The organism is Curtobacterium oceanosedimentum (assembly GCF_040545555.1).
In the GTDB taxonomy this organism is placed as follows: domain Bacteria; phylum Actinomycetota; class Actinomycetes; order Actinomycetales; family Microbacteriaceae; genus Curtobacterium.
In genome coordinates this window covers 1-26,949 of record NZ_JBEPMD010000017.1, presented here as the reverse complement: position 1 = coordinate 26,949, position 26,949 = coordinate 1, and the positions used below count along the sequence as shown (strand labels likewise).

The 26,949-nt window shown below is 71.0% G+C and carries 25 protein-coding genes and 1 tRNA gene; 16 read left to right on the top strand and 10 right to left on the bottom strand.

The window, feature by feature from the left end; translation table 11 throughout:
- Positions 1-93: 93 nt before the first annotated feature.
- The 5 genes from mmsA to ABIC52_RS14755 all read left to right on the top strand — a co-directional run bounded on the left by mmsA (position 94) and on the right by ABIC52_RS14755 (position 5,209).
- Positions 94-1,617 carry a multiple monosaccharide ABC transporter ATP-binding protein gene (mmsA, locus tag ABIC52_RS14775; protein WP_209824665.1) on the top strand — a complete coding sequence of 508 codons (1,524 nt, stop codon included), beginning with the start codon at positions 94-96 and terminating at the stop codon, positions 1,615-1,617.
- Positions 1,614-2,906 carry a multiple monosaccharide ABC transporter permease gene (gene mmsB / locus ABIC52_RS14770; RefSeq protein WP_209824595.1) on the top strand — a complete coding sequence of 431 codons (1,293 nt, stop codon included), beginning with the start codon at positions 1,614-1,616 and terminating at the stop codon, positions 2,904-2,906. Before mmsA ends, mmsB begins: the two co-directional genes overlap by 4 nt.
- A gap of 85 nt (positions 2,907-2,991) precedes the next feature.
- On the top strand, positions 2,992-4,095 hold the full coding sequence (locus ABIC52_RS14765) for a substrate-binding domain-containing protein (RefSeq protein ID WP_209824592.1): 1,104 nt from the start codon (positions 2,992-2,994) through the stop codon (positions 4,093-4,095).
- Positions 4,096-4,250: 155 nt separating this feature from the next.
- On the top strand, positions 4,251-4,622 hold the full coding sequence (locus ABIC52_RS14760) for a hypothetical protein (protein WP_354027676.1): 372 nt from the start codon (positions 4,251-4,253) through the stop codon (positions 4,620-4,622).
- A gap of 71 nt (positions 4,623-4,693) precedes the next feature.
- The gene (locus ABIC52_RS14755; RefSeq protein WP_354027675.1) at positions 4,694-5,209 is read left to right on the top strand and encodes a substrate-binding domain-containing protein; all 516 of its coding nucleotides are present in this window, start codon (positions 4,694-4,696) and stop codon (positions 5,207-5,209) included.
- Between the two features lie 163 nt (positions 5,210-5,372).
- Here ABIC52_RS14755 and ABIC52_RS14750 read toward each other — a convergent pair whose 3' ends face one another.
- The 3 genes from ABIC52_RS14750 to dcd all read right to left on the bottom strand — a co-directional run bounded on the left by ABIC52_RS14750 (position 5,373) and on the right by dcd (position 6,944).
- The gene (locus ABIC52_RS14750; RefSeq protein ID WP_354027674.1) at positions 5,373-5,753 is read right to left on the bottom strand and encodes a HepT-like ribonuclease domain-containing protein; all 381 of its coding nucleotides are present in this window, start codon (positions 5,751-5,753) and stop codon (positions 5,373-5,375) included.
- A complete protein-coding gene (locus tag ABIC52_RS14745; RefSeq protein ID WP_209824586.1) occupies positions 5,750-6,259 on the bottom strand; it encodes an XRE family transcriptional regulator in 510 nt (169 codons plus the stop codon). The genes ABIC52_RS14750 and ABIC52_RS14745 overlap by 4 nt, the downstream gene beginning before the upstream one ends.
- Before the next feature lie 97 nt (positions 6,260-6,356).
- Positions 6,357-6,944 carry a dCTP deaminase gene (gene dcd, locus ABIC52_RS14740; RefSeq protein ID WP_111226833.1) on the bottom strand — a complete coding sequence of 196 codons (588 nt, stop codon included), beginning with the start codon at positions 6,942-6,944 and terminating at the stop codon, positions 6,357-6,359.
- 103 nt (positions 6,945-7,047) lie between these two features.
- On the opposite strand from dcd, the gene ABIC52_RS14735 reads away from it, so the two are divergent.
- Both ABIC52_RS14735 and ABIC52_RS14730 read left to right on the top strand, forming a co-directional pair.
- The gene (locus ABIC52_RS14735; RefSeq protein WP_354027673.1) at positions 7,048-8,163 is read left to right on the top strand and encodes a GNAT family N-acetyltransferase; all 1,116 of its coding nucleotides are present in this window, start codon (positions 7,048-7,050) and stop codon (positions 8,161-8,163) included.
- 85 nt (positions 8,164-8,248) lie between these two features.
- Positions 8,249-10,294: a bifunctional copper resistance protein CopD/cytochrome c oxidase assembly protein gene (locus ABIC52_RS14730; protein ID WP_354027672.1), complete on the top strand. Its 2,046-nt coding sequence runs from the start codon at positions 8,249-8,251 to the stop codon at positions 10,292-10,294.
- Between the two features lie 98 nt (positions 10,295-10,392).
- Here the strand turns inward: ABIC52_RS14730 and ABIC52_RS14725 are convergent, their stop codons facing one another.
- The 3 genes from ABIC52_RS14725 to ABIC52_RS14715 all read right to left on the bottom strand — a co-directional run bounded on the left by ABIC52_RS14725 (position 10,393) and on the right by ABIC52_RS14715 (position 14,231).
- A complete protein-coding gene (locus tag ABIC52_RS14725) occupies positions 10,393-12,645 on the bottom strand; it encodes an Ig-like domain repeat protein (protein ID WP_354027671.1) in 2,253 nt (750 codons plus the stop codon).
- A 169-nt stretch (positions 12,646-12,814) separates the two neighbouring features.
- Positions 12,815-13,150 (bottom strand): hypothetical protein, encoded by a 336-nt coding sequence (locus ABIC52_RS14720; RefSeq protein WP_354027670.1) that lies wholly within the window; start codon positions 13,148-13,150, stop codon positions 12,815-12,817.
- Position 13,151: 1 nt separating this feature from the next.
- Positions 13,152-14,231 carry a DUF6177 family protein gene (locus ABIC52_RS14715; protein ID WP_354027669.1) on the bottom strand — a complete coding sequence of 360 codons (1,080 nt, stop codon included), beginning with the start codon at positions 14,229-14,231 and terminating at the stop codon, positions 13,152-13,154.
- Positions 14,232-14,439: 208 nt separating this feature from the next.
- On the opposite strand from ABIC52_RS14715, the gene ABIC52_RS14710 reads away from it, so the two are divergent.
- The 7 genes from ABIC52_RS14710 to ABIC52_RS14680 all read left to right on the top strand — a co-directional run bounded on the left by ABIC52_RS14710 (position 14,440) and on the right by ABIC52_RS14680 (position 21,962).
- Positions 14,440-14,513 (top strand) — tRNA-Gly (locus tag ABIC52_RS14710).
- 63 nt (positions 14,514-14,576) lie between these two features.
- Complete coding sequence (locus ABIC52_RS14705; RefSeq protein ID WP_209824573.1) at positions 14,577-15,695, top strand: AI-2E family transporter; 1,119 nt, start codon at positions 14,577-14,579, stop codon at positions 15,693-15,695.
- Between the two features lie 37 nt (positions 15,696-15,732).
- A complete protein-coding gene (locus ABIC52_RS14700) occupies positions 15,733-16,848 on the top strand; it encodes an FAD-dependent oxidoreductase (RefSeq protein ID WP_354027668.1) in 1,116 nt (371 codons plus the stop codon).
- A 28-nt stretch (positions 16,849-16,876) separates the two neighbouring features.
- Positions 16,877-17,938 carry a glycerate kinase gene (locus tag ABIC52_RS14695; protein WP_209676309.1) on the top strand — a complete coding sequence of 354 codons (1,062 nt, stop codon included), beginning with the start codon at positions 16,877-16,879 and terminating at the stop codon, positions 17,936-17,938.
- 132 nt (positions 17,939-18,070) lie between these two features.
- Positions 18,071-19,594, top strand: coding sequence for an RNA/DNA-binding domain-containing protein (locus ABIC52_RS14690; RefSeq protein ID WP_354027667.1), 1,524 nt, complete (start codon positions 18,071-18,073; stop codon positions 19,592-19,594).
- A gap of 171 nt (positions 19,595-19,765) precedes the next feature.
- Positions 19,766-20,812 (top strand): NAD(P)-dependent alcohol dehydrogenase, encoded by a 1,047-nt coding sequence (locus tag ABIC52_RS14685; RefSeq protein ID WP_250366650.1) that lies wholly within the window; start codon positions 19,766-19,768, stop codon positions 20,810-20,812.
- A 190-nt stretch (positions 20,813-21,002) separates the two neighbouring features.
- Positions 21,003-21,962 carry a helix-turn-helix transcriptional regulator gene (locus tag ABIC52_RS14680; protein WP_354027666.1) on the top strand — a complete coding sequence of 320 codons (960 nt, stop codon included), beginning with the start codon at positions 21,003-21,005 and terminating at the stop codon, positions 21,960-21,962.
- A 63-nt stretch (positions 21,963-22,025) separates the two neighbouring features.
- Here ABIC52_RS14680 and ABIC52_RS14675 read toward each other — a convergent pair whose 3' ends face one another.
- The 4 genes from ABIC52_RS14675 to ABIC52_RS14660 are packed head-to-tail and all read right to left on the bottom strand — an operon-like array spanning position 22,026 to position 25,999.
- Entirely contained in the window at positions 22,026-23,471 is a 1,446-nt protein-coding gene (locus tag ABIC52_RS14675) for a hypothetical protein (protein WP_354027665.1), read from the bottom strand.
- Entirely contained in the window at positions 23,471-24,364 is an 894-nt protein-coding gene (locus ABIC52_RS14670; RefSeq protein WP_209824560.1) for a TIGR03943 family putative permease subunit, read from the bottom strand. The genes ABIC52_RS14675 and ABIC52_RS14670 overlap by 1 nt, the downstream gene beginning before the upstream one ends.
- Positions 24,351-25,364, bottom strand: coding sequence for a permease (locus ABIC52_RS14665; protein WP_238638230.1), 1,014 nt, complete (start codon positions 25,362-25,364; stop codon positions 24,351-24,353). The genes ABIC52_RS14670 and ABIC52_RS14665 overlap by 14 nt, the downstream gene beginning before the upstream one ends.
- 56 nt (positions 25,365-25,420) lie before the next feature.
- Positions 25,421-25,999: a TetR/AcrR family transcriptional regulator gene (locus tag ABIC52_RS14660; RefSeq protein WP_238638231.1), complete on the bottom strand. Its 579-nt coding sequence runs from the start codon at positions 25,997-25,999 to the stop codon at positions 25,421-25,423.
- A 94-nt stretch (positions 26,000-26,093) separates the two neighbouring features.
- Between ABIC52_RS14660 and ABIC52_RS14655 the strand changes: the two genes are divergently transcribed.
- Positions 26,094-26,408, top strand: a complete 315-nt coding sequence (locus ABIC52_RS14655; protein WP_126892287.1) for a DMT family transporter — start codon at positions 26,094-26,096, stop codon at positions 26,406-26,408.
- A 1-nt stretch (position 26,409) separates the two neighbouring features.
- On the top strand, positions 26,410-26,790 hold the full coding sequence (locus ABIC52_RS14650; RefSeq protein ID WP_126892288.1) for a DMT family transporter: 381 nt from the start codon (positions 26,410-26,412) through the stop codon (positions 26,788-26,790).
- The last annotated feature ends 159 nt before the right edge of the window (positions 26,791-26,949 follow it).

The window sequence follows — 26,949 nt, the reverse complement described above, 5'->3', positions numbered from 1 at the left end:
CGCAGCGGCAGAAGGAGATGCACCGTGGCGTCAACCCCACAGGGACCGGACCTGGCCACCAGGTCCGTCACCAGCGCCGAGACCATCCTCGAGATGCGGTCGATCACCAAGGAGTTCCCTGGTGTCAAGGCGCTCTCGGACGTGTCGCTCAGCGTCCGCGCCGGCGAGATCCACGCGATCTGCGGCGAGAACGGCGCCGGCAAGTCGACCCTCATGAAGGTCCTGTCCGGCGTCTACCCGTACGGCACCTACAGCGGCGAGATCGTCTACGAGGGCGACGAGGTCCGCTTCAAGGACATCAAGCAGTCCGAGCAGGCCGGCATCGTCATCATCCACCAGGAGCTCGCGCTCATCCCCGAGCTGTCGATCACCGAGAACCTGTTCCTCGGCAACGAGCCCGGCCGCTTCGGCGTCATCGACTGGACCAGCGCCCAGCTCCGCGCCCAGGACCTGCTCGCCCGCGTCGGCCTCGACGAGGACCCGGACACGCAGATCAAGAACCTCGGCGTCGGCAAGCAGCAGCTCGTCGAGATCGCGAAGGCCCTGCACAAGGACGTCAAGCTCCTCATCCTCGACGAGCCGACCGCGGCCCTGAACGAGAACGACTCGCAGCACCTGCTCGACCTGATCGTCGGGCTGAAGTCCAAGGGCATCGCGAGCATCATCATCAGCCACAAGCTCAACGAGATCGAGCAGATCGCCGACGAGATCACGATCATCCGTGACGGCAAGGCGATCGAGACGCTCAACGTGAAGGGCGATGGCGTCAACGAGGACCGCATCATCCGCGGGATGGTCGGCCGCTCGCTGGAGAGCCGCTTCCCGGACCGCACGCCGAAGATCGGCGAGGTCTTCTTCGAGGTCAAGAACTGGACCGTCCAGCACCCGCAGGACGCGTCCCGCCTGGTCGCGAAGGGCTCGAACTTCCACGTCCGCCGCGGCGAGATCGTCGGGTTCGCGGGCCTGATGGGCGCCGGCCGCACGGAGCTCGCCATGAGCATCTTCGGCCGCTCCTACGGCAACTTCATCGACGGCCAGATCATCAAGGACGGCCGCGAGATCAAGATCGCGAACGTCCAGCAGGCGATCCAGAACGGGCTCGGCTACGTCTCCGAGGACCGCAAGGCCCTCGGGCTGAACCTGCTCGACACGGTGAAGCGCTCCACGGTCGCCGCCGACCTGCCGAAGATCTCGAAGGCCGGTGTCGTCGACTCCCTCGAGGAGTACGACGTCGCCGAGCGCTACCGCAAGATGCTCCGCACCAAGGTGCCGACCGTCGAGGAGAACGTCGGCAAGCTGTCCGGTGGGAACCAGCAGAAGGTCGTCCTGTCCAAGTGGATGTTCACCGACCCGGACCTGCTGATCCTCGACGAGCCCACCCGCGGCATCGACGTCGGCGCGAAGTTCGAGATCTACGGCATCATCCAGCAGCTCGCGGCGCAGGGGAAGGGCATCATCCTCATCTCCTCCGAGCTCCCCGAACTCCTCGGCCTCTCCGACCGGATCTACACGATCTTCGAGGGCCAGATCACGGCTGACGTCCCCGCGGGCCAGGCCGATCCCGAAACGCTCATGCGCAGCATGACCTCCGCGCAGAAGGGCGCAATCGTCTCATGAAGAACCTGAAACTGCTGTTCGGCAAGGGCAACAGCATCGGCCAGTACGGCATGATCATCGCGCTCATCGCGATCGTGGCGTTCTTCTCGTTCACCACGAACGGGCTCATCCTCGAGCCCACGAACATCATCAACCTGTTCCTGCAGTACTCCTACATCCTCATCCTGGCGCTGGGGATGGTCATGGTGATCATCGCGGGGCACATCGACCTGTCGGTCGGTTCGGTCGCGGCGTTCGTCGGTATCATCGTCGCCCAGTCCATGTCGGTGTGGCACTGGCCGACCTGGGCAGCGATCCTGCTCGGCCTGGCGGTCGGCGCGGTCGTCGGTGCATGGCAGGGCTTCTGGGTGGCCTTCGTGCGGGTGCCCGCGTTCATCGTGACGCTCGCCGGTCAGCTCATCTTCCGCGGAGCGAACCAGCTCATCGGTCAGTCGACTTCCGTGCCGACGCCGAACGACTACAACACTATCGGTGCAGGCTTCCTGCCCGACTTCGGTCCGAACACGAACTACTCGAACGGCACGCTCCTGATCGGGCTCGTCACGATCGTCGCGCTGATCATCATCGAGGTGCGGGGGCGCGCCCGCCGTCGGAAGATGCAGGCAGAGGTGCCGCCGCTCTGGGTCTCGATCGTCCGGACGGGCGTGCTCGTGGGCGTCACCCTCATCGCTACCTACCTCTTCGGAGCCGGCCCGGTCGGGACGTCGATCCCGATCGTCGCGATCATCCTCGGTGTCCTCACCATCCTGTACGGCTTCATCACGAAGAACACGATCTTCGGCCGCCAGGTCTACGCGGTCGGTGGAAACGCGAACGCCGCCATCCTGTCCGGCGTGAGCGCCCGCAAGGTCAACTTCTTCGTCATGGCGAACATGTCCGTCCTCGCGGCTATCGCCGGCATGGTCTTCGTCGGCTACTCCAACGCCTCGGGTCCGGCCGACGGCACCGGCTGGGAGCTCGACGCGATCGCCGCCGTGTTCGTCGGTGGTGCCGCGGTCGCCGGTGGCATCGGCACGATCTCCGGCTCCATCATCGGTGCTCTGGTCATGGCGATCCTCGCCAACGGCCTCCAGCTGATGGGCATCGAGTCGAACAAGGTCCAGATCATCCGCGGTCTCGTCCTGCTCGTCGCCGTCGCCTTCGACGTCTACTCGAAGTCGCAGGGTCGTCCGTCCCTGATCGGCGGGATGTTGAAGCAGTTCCAGCGGAAGGACACCGAGCAGAACACGGTGGCCGCCCAGCAGCCGCGGTCCATCGAGGACCAGCCGGAGAAGGTCAACTCCCAGTAACGCGTGGCGGTCGGTCACTCCGGTGGCCGGCCGCACGATCCCTGCACCACACAGCTCCACTCCTCAACGAAGAGAAAGCAATCTCATGCACAAGAAGCTCATCGCCGGCGTCGGCATCGCCCTCATCGCGGGCCTCGCCCTCAGCGGCTGCTCGGCTCGCGACTCCTCCGGCTCTGCATCCAGCACGGCGATCAAGAAGGGCGACCTCATCGGTGTCGCGCTCCCGGCCAAGACCTCGCAGAACTGGGTGCTCGCGGGCGCCGCGTTCGAGAAGTCGATCGAGAAGGCCGGCTTCAAGGCCGACATCCAGTACGCGAAGGCAGACGGCCCTGTCCCGGACCAGCAGGGACAGATCTCGACGATGCTCACCAAGGGCGCAAAGGTGATCATCATCGGCGCTGCCGACGGTTCGCAGCTCGGCTCGCAGGTGAAGGCTGCCAAGGCGAAGGGCACCACCGTCATCGCCTGGGACCGCAACATCCTGAACACGAAGAACGTCGACTACTACGTCGCCTTCAACAACTACAAGGTCGGCCAGCTCCAGGCGAACGCGCTGCTGCAGGGCCTCAAGGAGAAGAAGGGCAGCGGGCCGTACAATGTTGAGCTCTTCGCCGGCTCGCCGGACGACGCGAACGCGACGGTCTTCTTCAACGGTGCGATGAGCGTCCTCAAGCCGAAGATCGACGACGGAACGCTCAAGGTCGTTTCCGACCAGACCACGTTCGGGAAGGTCAACACGCAGGGCTGGCTCGCGCAGAAGGCCCAGTCGCGAATGACCGACCTCCTGTCGCAGTACTACTCGGGTGACACCAAGCTCGACGGTGTCCTCTCGCCGAACGACACCCTCGCTCGCGCCATCCTCACCGCGACGAAGGCTGCCGGCAAGGACAACCCCGTCGTCACGGGTCAGGACTCGGAGACCGCGTCGATCCCGCTGATCATGCAGGGCGAGCAGTACTCGACGATCTACAAGAACACCACCGAGGAGGCGCAGGCAGCCGTCGACCTCGTCACGACGCTCTCAAAGGGCGACAAGCCCGACACCAAGATGGACAAGACGAACAACTACAACGGCGTCAAGACGGTCCCGGCGATCGAGCTCACCCCGGTCCTCGTCACGAAGGACAATGCGGTCGAGGCCTACAAGGGCAACGAGACCCTCGAAGACCTGGCCAAGGCAGGTCAGTAGCTCCTGACCGAGAGCAAGCCCACCTCGATCGAGGTGGGCTTGCTCTCGTTGAGGGGGTACGCAATCGGTCGGCCGAATCGAGGACTGCGCTGCGGAGGGTACTGATCTACCTTTGCCCCAGATGAGTTCTCATCGAAAGATCAAAGGGGATCGACATGAAGTTGCTGATCAAGCTCGCGGCCGTTGCCGTAGCGACGGGGGCCATCTTGACGGTGGGTGCCATCCCGGCGCAAGCCGTCGGGACGAGTGCTCAGACGTGCCCCGGCGGCTCCGCCGTCGGGCACTCGTCCACGAACGGCGGCGCAGACACGAACGCCGTCAACTGCCGGGGGGCACTCCGGGTCGAAGTCCGGCAGTTCTACACGGTGACCGGGGGGAAGACGTACCCCACGAAGTGGAAGAGCAGCGACAACTACGTGTTGACGGTGAAGCAGGCAAATCCTGGCTACCCTGTCTTCAAGTCCGAGCACCGTTGGGTGCCGAGCGTGACCGGAGCGGGCGGCGCGCCGGGCATCTTCGGAAGCTGATGCGGATCTGAAGCTCGATCGCGGTGACCCTCGCCCTTCTGGCGGGGGTCGCCGCATTTTCGGGAATGGACGTGCTCCAGCCGAAGATCGACGACGGCACCCTCAAGGTCGTCTCGGGTCGCACCAGCTTCTCGGACACCAACACGCAGGGCTGGCTCGCGCAGAACGCCCAGTCGCGCATGACCGACATCCTGACGAAGTCGTACACGAACACCGACCTCGACGGTGTCCTCTCGCCGAACGACACCCTGGCCCGCGCGATCCTGACGGCCACCAAGGCCGCCTGCAAGCCGAACCCGGTCGTCACCGGTCAGGACTCCGAGACCGCTTCGATCCCGCTGATCATGCAGGGCGAGCAGTACTCGACCATCTACAAGAACACCACCGAAGAGGCGCAGGCCGCGATCGACCTGGTCTCCGACCTGGCCGACGGCAAGACCCCGAAGACCACCGAGGACAAGAACAACGACATCGGCAAGAAGATCGTACCGGCCGTCGAGCTGACCCCGGTCCTGGTCACCAAGGAGAACGCGGTCGAGGCCTACAAGGGCAACGACACCCTCGAGGAGCTCGCCAAGAAGGGCTGATCCCCTCCGCAGCAGCACCACAGCACCAGGAAGGCCCCGTCTCGCTCCGGCGAGACGGGGCCTTCCCGCGTCCCGGGGCAGGCGCGAGACGCCGGCGTTCCGCACGACGGTGAGCGAGCCGGACGGGAGGCACGGGGTGCGGCCGCCACGCGCCTCCCGTCCGTCAGCCTGCCGGGTCCGCGACCCCGCCGACGTTGCCGGAGGACGCGCCGGACGCGCGGAGGCGCTCGGCCGCCTCCCGCAGCCGCGGGACGTCGACGCGTGCCGTCCCCAGCAGCACCGACGGGGTCACCGCCCGGCATCGCCCGGTCAACCGGTCCCCCACTCCGGCGAGCCGCGCCCACGGGATCTCCGGCTCGGAGGCGGTGAGGACGTCGGGCAGCGCCGCGACGACCGCCCCGATCTCGATCAACCGCATCCGGACCGCGTCGAGCACGACGTCCGACGGGTCCGCGCCCTCGACGTATCGCTCGATCGCCTCGCAGGCTCGGACGACCTCCTCGAGCCGCTCGTCCACGTCCGCGCCGACGCCTGTACCGGTCACAGCGGGACCGCTGCGTGGTGCTTCTCCGGGCCGGCACACGCGGCGTCGAGTACCTCGACGTCGACGCCGAGCAGCCGCTCCGCCTCGTCCTGGATCCGCATGAGCGTGAAGATGCCGGCGCCCCGCTCGAGGTCCACGAGCAGTCCGACGGACTCGCGTCGCCGTCGCGACCCGGTGGTGCACAGGACGCGTGGTGCAGCGCCGCCGTTGCGTTCCACCGCGGCGACCAGGGCCTGGCGGACGGCCGTCACCCGGTCGAACAGCGGCAGCGGCGCGTCCATCGGCAGCAGGTCGACCGACGCCTCGAACCCCGCCGCGCGGACGAGGCGCTGCAGCGCCGCGAGCGAGGGTTCGCGCCGACCGTTCTCGTAGGTGCTGATCACGCTCTGCGTGACCCCGGCGCGGGCCGCGAGCTGGACCTGCGTCAGACCGGCGCGCAGCCGGGCGTCACGGATGATCTCGGACGCCACAACCGGCTGCGGCGCACGGGTCGGTGCTTCGGCCATGCCGCAACGATACACAGAGTGCGACATTTTGCAGTCTGGTGGTACATCACCGGTACGGAGCAGCCACCCACCTGCCCGCGCTCGGCCGCGCCCGCCGTCAGTCGCGCTGCGAGACGTCCGCGCGGTGGAAGTTCAGCGCCGAGCGCGACGGGGTCGGACCGCGCTGGCCCTGGTAGCGGGACTGGTACTCGGCGGAGCCGTAGGGCTTCTCCGCCGGGCTCGACAGCTGGAAGAAGCAGAGCTGCCCGATCTTCATCCCCGGCCAGAGCTTGATCGGCAGCGTCGCGACGTTCGACAGCTCGAGCGTGACGTGGCCCGAGAAGCCCGGGTCGATGAAGCCCGCGGTCGAGTGCGTGAGGAGGCCGAGGCGCCCGAGCGAGCTCTTGCCCTCGAGCCGGGCGGCGATGTCGTCCGGCAGCGTCACGACCTCGAACGTCGACCCGAGGACGAACTCCCCCGGGTGCAGCACGAACGCCTCGTCCGGGTCGGTCTCGACCAGGCGGGTGAGCTCGGGCTGGTCCTCTGCGGGATCGATGTGCGGGTACTTGTGGTTGTCGAACAGCCGGAAGTACTTGTCGAGCCGGACGTCGATGCTCGACGGCTGGACGAGCGAGGGGTCGTACGGGTCGAGGCCGATCCGCCCCTCGGCGAGCTGGGCGGTGATGTCGCGGTCGGAGAGCAGCACGCGCAGAAGCCTAGCGGCAGGGTGCGGCCACCGATATGCTGCGAGGCTGCCCTGCCGGGCGGTGGACGACGGCCGTCCCACCGGCCGACCACAGGGGGCACCGATGACCGACCGCACCGCCACCATCGACGGGCAGTCCGTCGTCGAGGAGCTCGTCGTGCCGGCGACGATGGACGACGACCCGGAGCTGGTGCGGGCGTTCTGCGACTGGCTCGCGGTGTCCGACGCGGCCGAGGTCGCCGTGCACGGGCTGCCCGAACTGCCGTGGACCCCGGCCGAGTACCTGCCGATGTGTCACGAGCCCGGGTCACCGAGCCGCCTGTTCGTCGTGCGCGACGACACCGGCGAGGTCGTGGCCGCCGGCGCGTACGACTCGAAGACGGAGCCGGGCACGACGAACTGCTGGCTGTCGGTGGGCGTCCACCCCGACCGGCAGCGGCGCGGCATCGGGACCCTGTTGGCCGACCACCTCGAGCAGCTCGCCCGGGCCGAGGGACGCACGCAGTGGAAGACGTACGCCGTCTCGCGGCAGGTCGGTCCCGCCGAGGGCCCCGGGTACCGCCAGGCGCCGACGGGCTCCGGGGCCGTCCCCGAGGACGAGGCGGCGGTGCGGTTCCTGGCCGACCGCGGCTGGCGCTTCGGGCAGGTCAACCGGATCAGTCGGCTCGGGCTCCCCGCCGATGCGTCGGTCGTGCGCGAGTTGCACGACCGCGCCGCGACGGCGGCGGGAGCGGGGTACCGGGTGCACACGTGGACCGGCGCGACCCCTGAGCGATGGCTCGACGACCTCGCCCTGCTCCACACCCGGATGAGCACCGACGCCCCCGAGGGCGACATGCAGGAGCCCGAGGACGTGTGGACGGCCGACCGCGTCCGCGAGTCCGAGCAACAGCTCGCAGCCGGCCCGCACACCATGCTCACGATCGCCGTCGAGCACGTCGAGAGCACCACCCTGGCCGGTTTCAGCCAGCTCAAGGTGCCGATCGATCCGTCGCGCGCGGTGATGCAGTGGGACACGCTCGTGCTCCGCGAACACCGCGGGCACCGGCTGGGCTGGCTGCTCAAGGTGGTCGGGATCGAGACGGTCGAGCGGGACTTCCCGGGCCGGCCGGCGATCGTCACCTTCAACGCGGAGGAGAACCGGCCGATGCTCGACGTGAACGAGGCGGTCGGGTTCGTCGGAGTCGGCAGCGAGGGGATCTGGGAGCACCGCGACTGACGGGCATCGGCCCCGCGACCCCCGGGGCGGGGCGGCACCGGACTGGGACCGCGGTGTCAGGCGGGCGACCTACCATTGGACGGTCATGACCGTCACGTCAGCCGCCACGCAGCCCGGGGACACGGCACCCGACCCCGCCCCCACCTCCGCGCGCTCCACCACCGTCGCGACGGTCCTGGTCGTCGCCGTCCCGCTCGCCGTGGCGTGCGCCGTGCTCGGCATGACCGTGACCGGCGCCTTCACCGCGTCGCAGCAGCTCGTCTCCGCCGGCGACCTGGTCGAGTACGGCCTGCCGGTCGCGCGCGTGGTGCACGACACCACCGCGGCCCTGACGATCGGCCTGCTCATCGTCGCTGCGTTCGCGCTGCCCGCCAAGAAGGCGGACCACGGCGCGATGTCGAGCGTGCAGCACCGCGCCGCACGCTGGGGGGCGGCGGCCGGAGCCGTGTGGTTCCTGGCAGCCGTCGTCGGCATCGTCCTGACCGGCGCGAACACCCTCGGCGTCCCACTCACCAGCCCGGTGTTCGCCCGCAACTTCCTGCTCTTCGCGTTCCAGGTCGAGATCGGCCAGTCGCTCGTCGTCTCCGCCGCGGCGATCCTGGTCGCGACGCTCGTCGCCGCGTTCGCCACCCGGGTCACCACGCTCGCGGTCGCCACGGTCGCCGGGCTCTTCGCGCTGCTGCCGCTCGCGCTGTCCGGGCACGCCGCCGGGTCGCTCGAGCACGCGAACGCCGTGAACTCGCTCGCCGTGCACCTGGTCGCCGTGTGCGTCTGGGCCGGCGGGCTCGTCGCCGTGCTGCTCCTGCGGACCCGGACGAAGGGCGCCACCGGACGGGTCGTCGCCCGCTACTCGACGCTCGCGGGCTGGGCCTTCGCCGCGGTCGCCTTCTCGGGCATCGTCAACGCCTCGCTCCGCCTGACCGGACCGGCCGACCTCGTCACGACGACCTACGGCTGGCTCATCACGGTCAAGGCCGTCATCCTCGTGCTGCTCGGGCTCGCCGGGGTCGCCCAGCGCCGGAAGCTCGTCCCCGGGCTCCTCCGCGCGCCGCTCGACCGGAAGCTCTTCGTCCGGTTCGCCCTGGCCGAGATCGTCTTCATGGCGGTGGCGATCGGCGTCTCGGTCGCCGTGTCCCGGTCGCAGCCGCCGATCCCGCAGACGCCGGAGACCGGGCAGGACACCCGGTCCGGGCTGCTCGGCTTCGCGTACCCGCCGGCGCAGACCGTGCAGACCTACCTGACGCAGTGGCACATCGACTGGGTCTACCTCGCCGTCGCCGTCGTCGGTGCCGGCTGGTACCTGCTGTCGGTGCGCAAGCTCGAGCAGCGCGGCGACTCGTGGCCCGTCGGCCGCACCATCGCCTGGCTGCTCGGCTGTGCGCTGTTCATCTGGACCACCTCGGCCGGACCGGCGGTGTACGGCATGGTGCACTTCTCGTCGCACATGCTCCAGCACATGCTGCTCATGATGTTCGTGCCGTTGCCGCTCGTCCTCGGCGGCCCGGTGCTGCTCGCCCTGCGCACGCTGCCGGTGCGGAACGACGGCTCCCGTGGCGCCCGCGAGTGGCTCATGCTCTTCACGCACTCGCGGTGGATGCAGTTCCTCGCGAAGCCCGCCGTCGCCGGGGTCATCTTCGCCGGGTCGCTCGTGGTGTTCTACTTCACGCCCGCGTTCCAGTACGCCATGCAGTCGCACGAGTGGCACGTCGTGATGGTCGTGCACTTCGTCCTGAGCGGCTACCTGTTCTTCTGGGTGTTCATCGGCGTGGACCCGGGGCCGAAGCGCCCGCAGTACCCGATCCTCATCATCGCGCTGCTGGCCACGCTGGCGTTCCATGCCTTCTTCGGCGTCGCCGTGATGACGTCGCAGTCCGTCTTCGCGGTCGACTGGTTCCACGCCCTCGGCCAGACCGACGACCGCGCCCTGCTCGCCGACCAGCACACCGGCGGCGGCATCGCCTGGGGCGCGTCCGAACTGCCGATGGTGTTCGTCGCGCTGCTCGTCGTGCGCAACTGGGTCCGGACGGACAAGCGCGACGCCAAGCGCCTCGACCGCAAGGCCGACCGCGACGGCGACGCCGACCTCAAGGCGTACAACGAGCGGCTCGCGGCGATGGGCAAGCGCGACTGAGACCGCAGGTCGGTGCGGGCGCCTGCCCGACGGCCGGGAACGAGTGAGCGCACCGTGCGATCCGCACGGTGCGCTCCCTCGTTCCGGGAACTCCCCGACTACCCCCGGGCAGCCCGGGTCCGACGGACCATCAGGAGCACGAACCCGGCCACCAGCAGCGCCAGGGCGAGCGCGATGCCCGTCCAGAGCGCGATGGTCGAGCCGGTGAACGCCAGTCCAGCGGGAGCCGCAGCCGCAGCAGCCGGGGTCGAGCTGGGCGCCGGTGTGGTCGGCGCGGACGTCGGTGCGGGTGCGGCCGCCGTGGGGCCCGAGGTCGGGACCGGCACGACGACGGCGTCCTGCACCGTCACGTCGAACGCGTCCGACGTCGACCCGGCGTACACGGCGTCGCCGGAGTAGACCGCGACGATCCGGTGTCGGCCGGCGGCGAGCGTCGTGACGTCGCAGCTCGCGTCCGGGAGCGTCACGGTGCACAGGACCTCGTCGCCCTCGCGGAACGCGACCGTCCCGGTGGGTGTCGGCTGGCCGTCCTCGTCGCCGAGGCCGTCGACGAACAGAGTGACCGGGTCGCCGACCGTGACGGGCTCGGTCGAGTTCGGCGACGCGGTGACGGCGCTCGGGAGCTTCGACACGACGAGCGTGCCGGTGCCCTCGGCGACGACGTGGTCGGCGTCACCGAGGTACGTCGCGCTGACACTCGTCTGCCCGACCTCGGGAGCGGCGAGCGTGCACGTCGCCGTCCCGTCGGTGAGCTCGGCGGTGCAGAGCTCGGCGCCGGTCGGGGTGTCGGTGAACCGGACGGTGCCGGTCGGCACGCTGGGGTCGGTGGTCTCGGACGAGGCGACCGTCGCGCGGAGCGTCGCGTCCTCGCCGACGGACACGGTGGTGTCGTCGACGGCGACCGTGGTGGACTGCGGGGCGACCGTGACGTCACGGGTGACCGTGATCGCCTCGGCGTCGATCGACGAGACGACCGTCGACACCGTCGCGGTGCGCGCCGTGCCGGTCACGGTGAACGGGATCGTGAGCGTCGGCAGGTCGGTGCCCGGTGTGCGGTCGGCCGCGGCCTGCTCGCACGTGACGACCTGGCCGGCGGCGGAGCAGGTCCAGCCGTCACCGGAGGCGCCGTCCACGGACGGGGTGACACCGTTCGGGAAGGTCGTCGTGGTGCGTACGGCGCGCGTCTCGGTGCCACCGTCGGCGGAGACGGTCGGGGTGACCGTGACGGTGCCGGAGCCGGCGTGCGCGACGTCGGTCGTGCCTCCCGTCCGAGCGGTCAGGACCGGGACCGCACCGGCGGCGGTCGTCGCGACCAGGTCGGTGACCTCGTGCACGTCGGTCGCGCCGCCCGTACCGGCGGTGAAGCCGTAGGTGAGCTTGTAGGGGTAGCCGGTCGCCGGGTCGATCCACGACGGGTCGACGCCGGCGACGTTGCTTGTCGGGTCGAGCTTCGGCAGGTCACCGAAGACCACCTGCTGATCGGCGCCGAGGCTCGTGAAGACCACGGCGTACTGGCCGGCCGGCACCGAGACGGTCGGGGCCCGCCGCGCCGTCAGTGCCGATGCGGTCGGGTTGACGACGACCTCGACGGGCACGGCGACCTCGCTGCGGTCGCCGAACGCCGATCCGCGGAGCGAGCCGTCGGCGGGGGTGACGGACTGCACGCAGTAGCCGGAGAAGCCGTCGCCCGCGCCGCGCACGGTGACCGAGTTGTCCGCGCCACCGCGGCTCTGGTCACCGACGCAGCCGGTGTAGTTGCCCGCGAACCCGCCGTAGGTGTCGAGACCGACGCCGAGGTACGCGTGCTGCAGCCCCTGGACGCCGCCGGCCGGGTACGCGGCGTAGCCGAGCGCACCGCCCGTGTACCCGGTCTTCGCGGGGACGGCCGGGTCGTACGGGTCGGTCGCCGCGAGGTAGAAGACCATCCCGTCCGCGCCGCTGCCGTCGTACTGGTACGTCGTGAACGTCGCGTCGAGGCCCTTGTCGGTGGGGACGGCCTGCTTCGCGCCGACCGCGCCGATCTGCGCCTGGCCCTGGGTGGTGAGCCGCAGGGCGCCGGAGCCGGGCTCGTCGGACCCGACGGTGCAGGCCGGGACGGAACCGCTCCCGTCGCCACCGGTGAGGCAGGCGGAGTTGCCGCTCGCTGCCGGTGTCGCCGGGAGGACCCAGCCGTCCCCGGCGTCGGCGCCGCGGAAGGTCTGGTCGGCGAAGGTGGTCTGCGTCGGGACCGCCGCGCCGGCCGCGGAGACGTCGGCGCCGACGAACGCGAGACCGGCGAGACCGGTCACGACGAGGCCGGTGAGGATGCTGCGGACGCGCGCGACGGCGCGCCCCTGAGGTCGTTGAGCCAAGGGAGCCCTGTTCAGTGAGGAGGGTGTCGACCAGGAGCAGCAGCCCAGCTCGTCGACGTCGGGTCCTCACACCGTAGGGCTCGCCCGGTCGCACGACGCCGTCACGGCGCCCGATACCCCCGTACTGGGGGCGGAACAGCTGTCCGATGGGCGCTGTCCCGAGGGAGGCTCAGTCCCCGTGGACGATACAGACGGCGTCGAGCTCCATCGACGCCTCGAGCGCAGCGGTCACGCCCGCCTCGCCCTCGGGCCCGAACGGCGTCACCGTGTCCACCCACCAGAGCGGTGTGGACAGTGTCGGGGCATCCGGCAGGATCCGTGCGACCTCGCCGATCGAGTCGATCCGTCGGACACCGAGCACCGTGATCACCGGGTGCGTCGCGTCCTGACAGACCTGCAGCACCGGTCCGTCGTCGAGGGCGCGGACACCCCACGTCTCGTCGTGCAGCAGCAGTGCCTCCGCGACGTCCCGGGTCTCGACCGGTCCGCGGCAGAGCAGCGTCACGTCACGCGGCACCCTGACCGCCCGTGCTCCGTCCGGACGTGACGTGCGACCCGCGGTCGTGGCCGTCGAGCGCGCCCTCGTCGTGCGCGGGGTCGAGCGGGGCGCCGCCGACGAGCTGCAGGAAGCGGTCCTCGTCGATCCGGTCGAGGAAGGCCTCGAGTGCCTCCCACCCGTCGTCGAACCGCACGACCAGTCCGCCCCCGCCGAAGCCCGACGTCGTCGTGCGTGCCGGTGGCCACACGCCGTCGCGGTCGAGGAACTCCGCTGCCTCCGGCCCGACGACCACGGCCAGCGGGGTGGGCTCCTCGTGTGCGACCGCGCGCACGAGGTGGTCGGCGTCCCCGCGGCGCTCCATCACGACGCCGAACACCGGCTCGACCTGGTCGGCGACGCGGTGCACGGCGTCGAGCAGCCGCGACGCGAGCGTCGGGTCGGTGCCGTCCTCGGGGATGGTGAGCACCGCCGACATCGTCTCGACGACGACGCCGTCGAGCAGGTGCGCGGTCATCGTCGCCGAGAACCCCTCGCCGTGCGCGTACGAGGTCGAGACGTCCGGAGCCTCGTGCTTGGCGTACTGCGTGACGACCCAGCGGTCCCACGGCATGGTGAGCGGCTCACTGGTGCCCCAGTGCGTCGGGCAGGTGCCGACGGTCTCGCACAGGGCCTCGATCGCGGCACCGATGTCCACGGCGCGGTCGGCGTGGTGGCGGAGGGTCAGGTCGATGCTGATCTGGCGCACGGAGTCCGCGGGCGCGCGGTGGTCCGGCGACGGCGGACCCGTGAGCTCCGGCCCGCGGCGGGCGAAGTCCTCGATCCCCGAGGCGGCGACGCCGGTGCGGCCGTCCCGCAGGCTGCCGTCGGGCCCGTCCACGGCCCACGCAGCGTGGTGCACGCCCAGGGCGTGCCGCAGGGCGGGGGTGACCGAGGCCTCCCGGTCGGTGCGGAGCACGACCGTGCGTCCGGACTCGGACGCACGACCCAGCAGCGAGGCGAGCGACTCCGTCAGCCACACGATCGGCGATGCGGAGCGGACCACGATGGCGGTGCCGACCACGTCGTCGATGAGGGGATGCCTGACCATCCGGGTCCTCCTCCGGGTAGGGGCGACGGAACCCCCTGGACGGTACACACGGCCGCACGGGCTGTCCGTCGGCGCACGGACCTCACAGGGGAGACACGGCGACGGCCGGGAGGCACGGATCACCGCCGCCACGCGGCGTGCGGCGCGGACTCGGCTGGCACCCAGCGGAGAATCCGCTAGGCTTGCTGCGTCCCGCTGGTCGGGATGCGCGAGTGTAGTTCAATGGTAGAACTCCAGCTTCCCAAGCTGGTAGCGCGGGTTCGATTCCCGTCACTCGCTCCACTTCCTCCCCCTGGTCTGCCGACGGGGTCACGGCCGTGCCGATCCGACCCGGAAGACCCCGCCATGCACCTGCGCCGCTCCCCCGCGCCCACCGTCCGACCGAGCACCTGGACCGACCCGTACGGCCGGCTCGCGGTGCGGTGCCTGCAGACCGTCGTCATCGTCGTGGTGATCGGCGGGATCGTCACCGCTGCGACGACCCTGAGCCTCGTCACGATCCCCGTGCTGCTCGCGCTCATCATCGCCTCGGCGCTCCACCCCGTCGTGGCATGGCTGCGTCGGCACGGCGTGCCCTCGGTGCTCGCCACGACGATCGCGTTCGTGGGTGTCCTCGCGGTGCTCGCCGGCGTCTTGTGGCTGCTCGTCGCCGCGTTCGCCGGGCAGTGGCCGACGCTGCAGGCCTCGGCGGTCGACGGGCTCCAACAGGTGCAGGACCTGCTGCACGAGCTGCCCATCCGGGTGACCGACGGGCAGATCGAGGACGCGGTGTCCGGCATCGTCGACTTCGTGACGAGCGCGCGCTTCGGGGCGGGTGCGATCGCCGGCATCTCCGCGGTGACGAACGTCGTCACCGGCGCCGTACTGATGGCGGTCATCCTGTTCTTCTTCCTCAAGGACGGACCGGCGCTCTGGGAGTTCCTGCTCCGCCCCTTCACCGGCGAGCAGTACGACCGCGCTCGTCGGATCGGGGACCGCGTCGTCACGACGCTCGGCGGCTACGTGCGCGGGACGGCCGCGGTGGCAGCCTTCGACGCGGTCGCGATCGGCACCGGACTCGCGGTCCTCGGCGTCCCGCTGACCATCCCCCTGGCCGTGGTGGCCTTCGTGACGTCGTTCATCCCGATGATCGGCGCGCCGATCGCCGGCACCCTGGCCGCGCTCGTGACCCTCGTCGCGCTCGGACCGGTGAAGGCGGTCGTCGTCGTCGCGATCGTCGTGCTCGTGAACCAGATCGAGGGCAACTTCCTGCAGCCCGTCCTGATGGGGAAGACACTGCGCCTGCACGGGCTCGTCATCCTGGTCGGCCTGACCGCGGGCACCGTGCTCGGCGGGGTGACCGGTGCGCTGCTCGCGGTGCCGCTGATCGCCGCCGCGTGGGGCATCGTCCAGGTCTGGAACGGGGAGGACGCACCGGCGACGCCCTGGCGGCAGAAGCGACGCGAGACGGTGCCGGTCGGCTGAGCGCCGGGCGGTGACCACGCCGCACTACGCTGCCGTGATGGACGGGACACAGCCGGGCGAGCACCGGTTCGACGGGCACGTGGTGATCGGCGGCGGCGTCGTGGGTGCTGCCGCTGCCTGGGCACTGACCGCCCGCGGCGAGCGCGTCCTGCTCGTGGAGCAGCACGGCCGCGGGCACCTCGAGGGGTCGTCGCACGGCTCGACCCGGATCTTCCGGCAGGGCTACAGCGACCCGGAGTACGTCGCACTGACGACCCGGGCACTCGCGCTCTGGGACGCCCTCGAGGCATCGACGGGCACGACGCTGCTCGACCGGACCGGCGCCGTCGACCACGGCCGGCCCGAGGTGGTCGACGCGATCGCCGCGGCGCTGGCGGACGCGGGGATCCCCCACGAGACCCTGACCCCGGACGACGCCGCTGCGCGCTGGCCCGGCATCGCGTTCGAGGGACACGTCCTGACGCACGCCACCGCCGGGCGCATCCGTTCGGCCGAGGCGATCGAGCTCTTCCTGACGCTGGCGGAGCGCACGGGGCTCGCCGAGCTCCGGTTCGGCAGCCGGGTCTCGGCGATCGCGGACCACGGGGACGCCGTCACCGTGACGTTCGGCGACGGCACGGCGGTCCGGACCGCGAGCGTGGTGGCCGCTGCGGGGTCCTGGGCCCCCACGCTGGTGGGCGACGTGCTCGCCGGGCGCGGGGCGGTCCTCCCGGCCGTCCGCGTCACCCAGGAGCAGCCCGCCCACTTCCCCAGCCACCTGCCGGACGAGGCCTGGCCGTCGTTCGTGCACTGGGCCGACGGCGACGACGTCTACGGACTGCTGACGCCGGGCGAGGGGGTCAAGGTCGGGTTCCACGGCACCGGACCGGTCGTCGACCCCGACGCCCGTGACAAGCGGCCCGTGCCCGCGGAGGCCGAGCGGCTGCAGGCGTACGTCGCGCGCTACGTGCCGGGCGTCGACGCGACCCGACCGACCTTCATCAGCTGTCTGTACGACACCACCCCGGACGAGGACTTCGTCATCGACCGGCGGGGGCCGCTCACCGTCGCGACCGGGTCCTCCGGGCACGGGTTCAAGTTCGCGCCGCTGCTCGGGGAACTCCTCGCCGACCTGGCGACCGGAGGCGAGCCGCTCCCGCGCTTCGCCCTCTGAGCGTGCACCGTCCCGCTACGGTGGTCCGGTGCGCGTCGTCATCGCTCCCGACTCCCTGAAGGGCACCGCGACCGCGGCCGACACCGCGCGGGCGGTCCGGGCCGGGTGGCTCGACGAACGGCCGGAGGACGACGTCGTCACCGTGCCGATGGCCGACGGCGGCGAGGGGACCCTCGACGCGTTCGCCACGGCGTACCCGACGGCGGTACACGAGCCCGTGACGGTGACCGGGCCGGACGGCGCGCCCGTCGACACCCACTGGCTGCGCCTGCCCGACGGCCGGGCCGTGGTGGAGCTCGCGGCGACGAGCGGACTGCCGCTCCTCGGCGGGGACCTGCGCCCGGAGACCGCGACGAGCCGTGGCTTCGGAGAGGCCATCGCCGCGGCGCTCGACGCCGGGGCGACCGGGCTCGTGCTGGGCATCGGGGGCAGCGCCTCGACCGACGGCGGCCGACCGGTGCTCGAGGCGCTCGGGCTGACCGTCGACGCCTCCGGCGCGGTCGACCGCTCGGGACTCCGGCCCCTGCCCACGGGCGGAGTGGTGGTCCTGTCCGACGTCACGTCGCCGCTGCTCGGACCGGCCGGAGCGGTCGCGGTGTTCGGACCGCAGAAGGGCATCACACCGGACACCGCGCCGGCGATCGAGGAACGACTGTCCGGGTGGGCTCGGAGCCTGCCCGAGGTCGACCCCGCGACACCGGGTGCGGGTGCCGCGGGCGGCGTCGGGTTCGGGCTGCTCGCCTGGGGTGCGACGCTCGCACCGGGAGCGCGGGCGGTCGCGGACGTGCTCGGACTGCCCGTCCTGCTCGACGGCGCCGACGTCGTGGTCACCGGTGAGGGACGCTTCGACGAGCAGAGCGCCGCGGGCAAGGTGCCGTCGGTCGTCCGGGCGCTCGCGACCGAGCACGCGCCGGCGGCTCGTGTGGTGCTGGTCGCGGGTGCGATCGAGGCGCGGCTGGACGACTTCGACGCGGCGGCCTCGCTCGAGGTGCTCGCGACGCAGACGACCGGGGAGCCGGACGACGCGCTCCGCGACCCGCTGCGCTTCGCGACGATCGCCGGGCAGCGGTTGGCGCGCCTCGTCGGCTGAGCGCCCGGACGCGCGGCTGCAGTTGTTTGACTGGCAACTCTCCACAGACGCGGGATCCGCGCCACGACAGGCGTCGACAGCCCCTTATTGTTTGACTCGCGCTTGATCGCGAGCGAGTGAGATGAGGGGCGGATGGTCCAGAGGTACTCAGATGACGAGCTCCGCGAGCTCGTGGAGGCACTGCGCGCTGGCGGCCGTGAGACGGAGTGGATCGAGTTCAAGCACAACAACGCCGACCCCGAACGTATCGGTCGGTACATCTCGGCCCTTGCGAACACGGCCGCACTCGCGAACACGAGCCGCGGCTACCTCGTCTGGGGTATCGAAGATGAGAGTCAGGACCTTGTCGGGACGACCTTCAACCCGGACCGAGCACAGGTGCGAGGGCAGGAACTCGAGTTCTGGCTGCGTTTGAAGCTTCGCGATCGCGTTGATTTCTCCTTCGAGCAGACCGAGCTGGAGGGACAGCACGTCGTCCTCCTGTCGGTCGACGCTGCCAGGGATCGTCCCGTCGAGTTCGAGCACGTGGCCTGGGTCAGGATCGGATCGAACCTCACGAAGCTGTCAGATTGGCAGACTGCGGAAGCACGCCTGTGGGCGGTGCTGCACGGCGAGTCGTTCGAGACGGGCGTGGCCCGGGAGGGCGTGCTCGCGGAGCAACTGACAGACCTCCTGGACCTTCCTGTCTTCTTCCGCAGATCCAGAACCCCGGCTCCGGAGCGGCAGAACGAGCTCTTGATGGTCTTCGATCGACTGGGCGTTGTACGCCCGGAGGATTCGGGTCGCTGGACTGTCACAAATCTGGGGGCGCTTCTCTTCGCCAGGGATCTCAGGCAGTTCCCAACCCTGGAACGACGGGCTGTTCGTGTAGTCCAGTACGCCGGGACCGACCGAATGGAGACGGTCAGGAGGCAGGATGGTGCGAAGGGTTATGCACTGGGCTTCACTGGTCTTCTTGCATGGGTGAAGGCCATCCTCCCCGCTCGCGAGATCTACGTAGACGGTGAGCGCCGGACGGAAGAAGTCTTCACGGACCTCCTCCTCCGTGAGGTCATCGGGAACGCCCTCGTTCACCAGAGCTTCACCGAAACTGGAAACGGTCCACTCATCGAGGTCTTCTCTGACCGCGTCGAGGTCACCAACGCAGGACCGCCCCTGCTTCCAATTGATCGGCTGATCAACCTGCCCGCTGTGTCCCGGAACGGCAAACTCGCCGGCATGATGCGACGGATGAACCTCTGCGAAGAGAACGGCACTGGCTGGGACAAGATCGCGAGCGAGACCGAGCGCGCCGGTCTGCCGTCTCCCAAGGTCGAAGTGGTCGAGCACGCGACCCGAGTGATCATCTACGGACCGCGGAAGCTGACGGCGATGCAGCGAGAGGACAAGGTGCGGGCAGTGTACTTCCACGCATGCCTCCGTTGGGCGTCCTACGAACGGCTCACAAATGCGTCGCTGAGGGCGCGATTCGGGATCAGCGCGAGCAACAGTTCTCAAGTCTCACGTCTGATCAGCGATGCCATCGATGCAGAACAGATCTCTCTCTACGACGGAACCGTCGGCCATCGGGCGAAGTCCTACGTGCCTTACTGGGCAGCCCAGGACGACTCGATGAAGTCCTCAACGGGCGATTCATCGCCCCCCACTCCAGGCTGAATGGATGGAGCTGCGGGACAACCGCCCGCTCCTCGGGACAGCCGGATGGCTCCGACACGCCCGCCGGGCCCGCGAGGGGTACCCCGGTGCAACCTCCCTGTCCCCAGGGCACCGGACCACACTGGGGAGCGGGTCGCACCCGGCCCGAGAAGCACCCCCACGAGGAGACCAATGCGCACCGTCAACGCGTACGCGGCACCGTCGGCCACCGAGCCGCTCGTCAAGACCACCATCACCCGCCGTGACCTCGGCCCGAACGACGTCGAGATCGACATCGCCTACGCCGGCATCTGCCACTCGGACATCCACACCGTCCGCGGTGAGTGGGGCCCGATCCAGTACCCCCAGGTCGTCGGTCACGAGATCGTCGGCCACGTCTCGGCCGTCGGCTCGGACGTCACGAAGCACCAGGTCGGCGACCGGGTCGGTGTCGGCTGCATGGTGAACTCCTGCGGCGAGTGCGAGCAGTGTGTCGCCGGGCAGGAGCAGTACTGCCTGAAGGGCAACATCGGCACCTACGCCAGCGTCGACCCCGCCGACGGCTCGATCACGCAGGGCGGGTACTCCGAGGCCGTCGTCGTGAACGAGGACTTCGTGCTCCGCGTCCCCGAGTCGCTCGACATCGAGAAGGTGGCACCGCTGCTCTGCGCCGGCATCACCACGTACTCGCCGCTGCACCACTGGAAGGTCGGCCCCGGCTCGAAGGTCGCCGTCGTCGGGATGGGCGGCCTCGGCCACATGGCGGTGAAGATCGCGGTCGCGCTCGGCGCCGAGGTCACCGTCCTGTCGCAGACGACCAGCAAGCAGGAGGACTCGCTCCGCTACGGCGCGAAGGCCCACTTCGCGACGAAGGACCCGGCGACGTTCGAGGAGCTCGCGCAGTCGTTCGAGCTCATCATCAACACCGTCTCGGCCAAGCTGGACATGAAGGCCTACCTCGGCCTGCTCAAGGTCGACGGCACGCTCGTCAACGTCGGTGCACCGGCCGAGCCCCTCGAGGTCCCGGCGTTCGCCCTCATCCCCCGCCGTCTGAGCTGGGCGGGCTCCGCGATCGGCGGCATCGCCGAGACGCAGGAGATGCTCGACTTCTGCGCCGAGCACGGGATCCTGCCGGAGACCGAGCTCATCAGCGCCGACCAGATCAACGAGGCGTACGAGCGCGTCCTGTCGTCGGACGTCCGCTACCGCTTCGTGATCGACACGGCGACGCTGGCCTGAGCGCCTGACGGCCTGACGGCCTGACCGTCGGACGGGAGGCGCGGTGCCAGCTGGCACCGCGCCTCCCGTCCGTCCCCCGTCGCGGCCGCGGCCTGTCCTGCCCTGCGCTGTCCTGTCCGCAGAACGCGACCGCGTCGTCCGCGTCACGCGGCGCGCCCGCGTCCTCAGCACGAGGAGAGAGGCTTGATCGATGGACGACACGACGAACGAGGGACTCCGCTCCCTGGTGTCGGTGTCCGGCAGTGACACCGACGGCGCGATCGCCGACCTCGCCGGCATGTACGCCGGCAAGGCCTGGCACTCGGCACACGTCGACGACGACTTCTGGTACCGCTACGTGGCCGTCGGCGACGAGCGGATGAGCATCCGCCGGTCGCAGATGCACGGCGCCCTGCGCGGCGACGTCGCCGTCGAGGGCGAGGTCGTCGTGCAGTGGATCGACTCCGGCACGGCGACCGTCGACACCGGACGCAACGCGATCCGCATGCAGCCCGGCGTCCCCGTGCTCTTCCCGATCGAACAGCGCTTCGACATGGAGTACCGCGACTGGGACCAACGGCTCGTGCACCTGGACCGCGAGCTCGTCCTCGACGTCGCTGCCGAGCGCTTCCTGGTCGACGGCACGCTCGCCTTCGACCGCTTCACCCCGCCCACGGCGGCGGCCGTCGAGCGGTGGCGCACGTCGGTGGGCTCCTCCGTCCGGGCACTCCGCGACGAGGGGGCCGGATCACTCGCGTGGCACGAGTCCCAGCGCGAGGTCGCCCGGGCGCTCCTCGACCTCTACCGGTTCCACGGCGAGCCGGCACCCGTCGGCTGGGGTGAGCACCGCAACGCGCGGGTGCGATCTGCCGTCGAGACCATCCACTCGCGGGCGCACGAGCCGTTGACCGTGTCCGACATCGCCTGCGCCGCCGGTCTGAGCGTGCGGGGCCTGCAGGAGTCGTTCCAGCGGACGCTCGACCGGACGCCCATGCAGTACCTGCGCGAGGTGCGGCTGCGGCGGGCACACGACGACCTGCTCCGTGCGGAACCTGGTTCAGTGGCCGTCGCGGGGATCGCGGCACGGTGGGGCTTCACCCACATGGGACGGTTCTCCGGCGAGTACCTGCGCCGGTTCGGCGAGTACCCGAAGCAGACGCTGCGCCGCTGACCCGCGGCCTGGTGACGGCGGGCCGATGGCCCTGGGCCGCGCCGGCCGTCGGTCGCCCTGCGGTCAGCCGATCTCGTCGCCGGACGGCAGCGCGCCGCACCAGTCGACCGACGACGCCTGCACGCTCGCCTCGAGCGCGCCGGAGGCCGCGTCCACGACGCTCACCAGGTCCCCCGAGGCCGACCGCGTGGTCACGGCGAGGAACTGGCTGTTCGGCGACGGGCACACCGCCGTGACGCTCGCGTCCTCCGGTACGGTGACGGGCAGCCGGGAGGCGCGGCTCGCGTCGACGCGCACCATCGACTGGGCGAGGGTGCCGTCGGTCCGCACGACGCCCACCACACGCACGTACGTGTCGTCGGTCAGCGGGGCGATCCGGCCGAGGTAGGGCGCGTCGGTGCTGCCCTCCGGCGCCGGCAGGTCCTCGCGCTGCCCGTCGGTCAGGTCGAGGCGGACGATCCCGGTCCCGGTCTCGACGACCGCCGTGGTGCCGCTGCCGACGAAGCCGTGCAGGTAGGTGGCGCTGCCGAGCCGCACGGGGTCGTTCCGCCCGCTCATGTCGACGAGCACCAGGTCGTCGGAGCCGGTGCGCACCAGGGCGCTCTCGGTGCGCGGCACGTAGGCCCACTGCGCGACGGTCAACGGCTCGGCACCGGTGGTCGGCTTCCCGTCGGCCGCGATCGCCGTCGGCAGGTGCGTGCCGGTCATGTCGACCACGTACAGCCCGACGTTCCGCGACTGGCCGGTGGAGGTGTCGGCGTACTCGAAGCCGAAGGACGCGCCGTCGTCGGCGACGTGCAGCGCGGTGACCCGTCCGGCAGCACTCGGCAGGGTCAGGCGCTCGACCGGGGTGCGGTCGTCCTGCACGCCGCCGGCGAGGGGCACGATCTCGACCGTCGACCGGCCGTCGGCACCGCGGACGACGACGAGCGAGCGACCGAGGCGCGCGTACTCGGTGATGCCGGTGGCCTCGAAGACGGTGGTGGCGCCGCCGGCGTCGAGGGAGCGCCGGACGATCCGGTCCTTGGCCCCGGACACCCCGGGCACGAGGGCGAGCACGTCGGTGCTGCCCGTCGTGATCGTCGTGCGGAGCTCCGAGGTGGCGGGCTGCCCCGGGGCGCGGACGTCCCGGACGGCGATCTCGTAGGTGCGGTCGTAGGCGAGCGGCCCGGCGAACTCCACAGCGATCGTGTTGCCGCTGGACGTGACCGTGTGCGGGGCGGACGGGCGCACCGTCACGGCGTCGGCCGGGACCCGCTGCAGGGCCTGGTTCGCCGTCAGGATCACGCGCTGCGCCGGCCGGGACACGAGCCCGGACGCGTCGTACGTGACGTCCCGCAGTCGGGGTCCCTGCTGCGAGCCGACCACCGCGGCCACGGCACCGACGAGCACGAACACGGTGATCGAGGCCACCAGGCGGCGGCGGAAGCGGTCGCGCGGGCGGCGGCGGAGCGGGCCGGAGCCCCGGGGATCCGTGGGCGCGGTCGTGGGTGCAGGCGTGGCGGGCATCAGTACTCGTACGGGTCCGTCGGCTGGTCGATGTCGCGGACGGTCGCGGCGCGGATGACGATCCGTGCGTCGGCGGACTGGTCCGGGTTCGCGGCGAGCTTCCCCGTGACGCGGACCCACTGGTCGGCGTCGGGCACGGGACCGTCGACGACCACGCCGAGGCCGACCGGCTGGGCGTCGACCGCACAGCAGCTGATCACGAAGCGGGTGAGCGTGAAGGAGCCGTCCGAGCCGGGCACCACGAAGCCGGAGAGCTCGACCGGCTTGCCGACCAGCGCGGTCGTGTCCGTGGTCTGGCGGATGAGCGCCGCCCAGTCCTTCACGCCGTACTCCGAGGTGTCCACGCCCTCGCTGCCGAGCAGGGCGACGTCCTGGCTGCCGGTGGCGTTCGACAGGGTCGGGGTGTCCACGCTCCGCTGCTGGGCGGTGCGGGCGGAGAGCGTGGTCGGCGGGAGCACGAGCATGGCGACCGTGACGCCGACGGTGGCCGCTGCCGCGATGCCGCCGAGGACGCCGCGGGTGATCCGGGCGGCTCCCGGGGCGCGGCGTCGGACGGCCCGGGCTGCGTCGGAGCCGTGCTCGTAGGCGGTCTCGTCGTCGGGTGTGCGCGAGCGGTCGCGCCCGCCGGCGTGGGTGGCGTGCGCGTGGTCGTCGGCGGCGTGCGCCTGGTCGTGCTCGTCGGCGTGGGCGTGCCCGTGCCCGCGCGCCACCGCGACGAGTCCTGCCACCGAGGCCGGCACCGCGACCGCGGCCAGGACGATCGTGAACAGGTCGTACCGCGGGTTGATGTACAGGTCGAGGTGTCCGACCAGGGCGAGCCACAGCGTGCACAGCGCCACCGCGAGCACCGACCCGAGCCCGAGGTACGCGGGAGCCTTCTCAGACGAGGACATTCATCACCAACCCGACCGCCGCGGTGAACAGGACGCAGACCACGGCGAGCAGCACCAGGAAGCGCGCGCGGAACGTGGTCCGGAGCAGGGCGATCATCTTGACGTCGATGATCGGCCCGATGAGCAGGAACGCCGTGATCGACCCCGGCAGGAACGTCGAGGCGAACGACAGCGCGAAGAAGGCGTCGACGTTCGAGCAGAGGGAGATCGTCATCGCCAGGAGCATCATCGCGGCGACCGACAGCACCGGGTTCGCGCCCACCGCCACGAGCGTCGACCGGGGCACCGCGACCTGGATCGCGGCCGCGAGCCCGGCGCCGACGAAGAGCGCGGGCATCATCGTCGCGGTCTCGCCGCCGAACTGCGACGCGCTCTCACGCCAGCGGTTGCGGTTGCGCGGTGCCCCGACGGCGGCACGGCACCGGGCCTCGAACGCGGGCAGGAGCAGCTCGGTCGGGCGGCGGTGTGCGGCGACGATCCACCCGACCAGGTTCGCGAGGACGAAGCCGCCGACGATGCGGACGACGAGGATCCACCCGGACCACCCGAACGCCTGCGCGGTGCTGATGATCACGAGCGGGTTGAGGATCGGCGCGGCGACCAGGAAGGTGACGGCCTCGGCCGGGGTGAACCCACGCATCATGAGCCCGCGGGCGAGCGGCACGTTCCCGCACTCGCACACCGGGAAGAGCATGCCGATGAGCGAGATCACGGCACGCCGGGGCATCGGTCGCTCGGGCAGGATCCGCTCGAGCGCGCCGGCCGGCACCCAGACCTCGACGACGATGGAGAGCACGATGCCGAGCACGACGAACGGCAGCGACTCGACCACGACGCTGATCGCGAGCGTCAGGAAGTCCTGCACGACGTCTGGGAGCCCGGCCGTCCCCACGGTCGGCGACACCACGCGCACGCCGAGGAGCACCACGACGGCACCGAGCACCAGGCCGGGGCCGGTGAGCGTGCGGGTGGGGGCGGGGCGAGTGGGAGCGCTCGTCACCGGGACAGGATAGGCGAGGAGCGTGCCCGCTCCCTCCGAGCCGCGCGGGACGGGTGTCAGGCGGTGGGGAGTCCTGCCAGGTGGCGGTCGAGCAGGTCGATCGCCCATTCGCCGGACTCCCCCGGCGCGAGGCGGGTGACGTGGACCGCCAGACCGTCGACGAGTGCGTGGAGCCGGCACGCCTCGTCGACCCGGTGGTCCTCGGGCACCCCGACGAGGGCGACGATCCGGTCGCACCACGCGCGCATCTCGGCGACCACCCGGTCCAGGGCCGGCCGGAGTGCGGCGTCGGTGAGGGCGGCGTTGCCGAGCGCCAGGTACACGTCGAGCTCGACCACCCGTTCGTCGTCGAGCGGCAGCAGCTCGAGCAGCACCCGCCGCGCGGTCTCGCCGTCGGGCAGCCCCGCGGGGATCGCGTCGATCCGCTCCCGGGTCCGGTCGAACACGAGGGTGATGGTGTGCTCGCGCATCGCGGCCTGGGTCGGGAAGACGTAGCGCACGGTGCTCGGTGGCAGGCCGGCCTCGGCTGCGACCCCGCGGACGCTCAGGGCACCGAGTCCGTCCCGCGCGAGGACCCGGCACGCGGCATCCGAGACGTCGAGACGCCGCTGCTCCAGGTCCTCTCGGGTGGTCACCACGCCATACTCGCACGCTCGTGCGACTCATGCTAGCTTCGGGCCGGCAAGAGTCGCACAGTCGTGCGACTCGCGACGAGGGAAGGAGACCGTCATGGCATGGGTCGTGCTCGTCCTGTCCGGCGTGCTCGAGGCGGTGTGGGCCACCGCCCTGAGCGCGTCGAACGGGTTCAAGAAGGTGGTGCCGACGACCGTGTTCGTCGCCGGCATGGTGCTCAGCATGGTGGGACTCGCGTTCGCCATGAAGGCGATCCCGGTCGGCACGGCCTATGCCGTGTGGGTCGGCATCGGGGCGTCGCTCACGGTCGTGGTGGCGATCCTCCGCCGTCAGGAGGCCGCGTCCGTCGCCCGCGTCGCGCTCGTCCTGGGCCTGGTCGCCTGCGTGGTCGGCCTCAAGGTGGTGAGCTGAGGTGGCGTGGCTCGTCCTGTTCGTCAGCGCCGCGCTCGAGACCGTGTGGGCCACGGCCCTCGGCGCGAGTGACGGCTTCACCATCCCCGGGCCGACGGCCCTCTTCGCGGTCACCATCGTCGTGAGCCTGGCCGCGTTCGGGTACGTCCTGAAGCACATCCCGATCAGCACCGCCTACGCGGTGTGGACGGGCACCGGCGCGGCCCTCACCGTCCTGTGGGGCATGGCGACCGGCGCCGAGCCCGTCACGTTCCTGCGCCTGCTGTTCATCGCCGGCATCGTCGGTTGCGTGGTCGGCCTCAAGCTGGTCCCCGCACGCCCGGTCGCACCGACCCCGGAGCCCGAGGCCAGCACCGCGAAGGCGACAGGCCGCCGCGGTTGATCGGGCTCATCCTGTCGCTTCCGCGGATCAGACCGCACCGATGACGGACGGGAGGCGCGGGGGGGGGCGGGCCCCCCCCCCCCCCCCCGGCGGGGGGGGGGGGGGGCCCCGGGCCCCCCCCCCGCGGGGCGGGCGCGGGCCCCGCGCGCCCCCCCCGGG

Coding starts and splice junctions, on each gene's coding strand:
- ABIC52_RS14685 (WP_250366650.1), top strand. CDS start 19,766: ATGCGCACCGTCAACGCGTACGCGGCACCGTCGGCCACCGAGCCGCTC.
- ABIC52_RS14730 (WP_354027672.1), top strand. CDS start 8,249: ATGACCGTCACGTCAGCCGCCACGCAGCCCGGGGACACGGCACCCGAC.
- ABIC52_RS14705 (WP_209824573.1), top strand. CDS start 14,577: ATGCACCTGCGCCGCTCCCCCGCGCCCACCGTCCGACCGAGCACCTGG.
- mmsA (WP_209824665.1), top strand. CDS start 94: ATGCGGTCGATCACCAAGGAGTTCCCTGGTGTCAAGGCGCTCTCGGAC.
- ABIC52_RS14690 (WP_354027667.1), top strand. CDS start 18,071: ATGGTCCAGAGGTACTCAGATGACGAGCTCCGCGAGCTCGTGGAGGCA.
- ABIC52_RS14655 (WP_126892287.1), top strand. CDS start 26,094: ATGGCATGGGTCGTGCTCGTCCTGTCCGGCGTGCTCGAGGCGGTGTGG.
- ABIC52_RS14680 (WP_354027666.1), top strand. CDS start 21,003: ATGGACGACACGACGAACGAGGGACTCCGCTCCCTGGTGTCGGTGTCC.
- ABIC52_RS14735 (WP_354027673.1), top strand. CDS start 7,048: ATGACCGACCGCACCGCCACCATCGACGGGCAGTCCGTCGTCGAGGAG.
- mmsB (WP_209824595.1), top strand. CDS start 1,614: ATGAAGAACCTGAAACTGCTGTTCGGCAAGGGCAACAGCATCGGCCAG.
- ABIC52_RS14745 (WP_209824586.1), bottom strand. CDS start 6,259: ATGGCCGAAGCACCGACCCGTGCGCCGCAGCCGGTTGTGGCGTCCGAG.
- ABIC52_RS14670 (WP_209824560.1), bottom strand. CDS start 24,364: ATGTCCTCGTCTGAGAAGGCTCCCGCGTACCTCGGGCTCGGGTCGGTG.
- ABIC52_RS14675 (WP_354027665.1), bottom strand. CDS start 23,471: ATGCCCGCCACGCCTGCACCCACGACCGCGCCCACGGATCCCCGGGGC.
- ABIC52_RS14700 (WP_354027668.1), top strand. CDS start 15,733: ATGGACGGGACACAGCCGGGCGAGCACCGGTTCGACGGGCACGTGGTG.
- ABIC52_RS14715 (WP_354027669.1), bottom strand. CDS start 14,231: ATGGTCAGGCATCCCCTCATCGACGACGTGGTCGGCACCGCCATCGTG.
- ABIC52_RS14760 (WP_354027676.1), top strand. CDS start 4,251: ATGAAGTTGCTGATCAAGCTCGCGGCCGTTGCCGTAGCGACGGGGGCC.
- ABIC52_RS14765 (WP_209824592.1), top strand. CDS start 2,992: ATGCACAAGAAGCTCATCGCCGGCGTCGGCATCGCCCTCATCGCGGGC.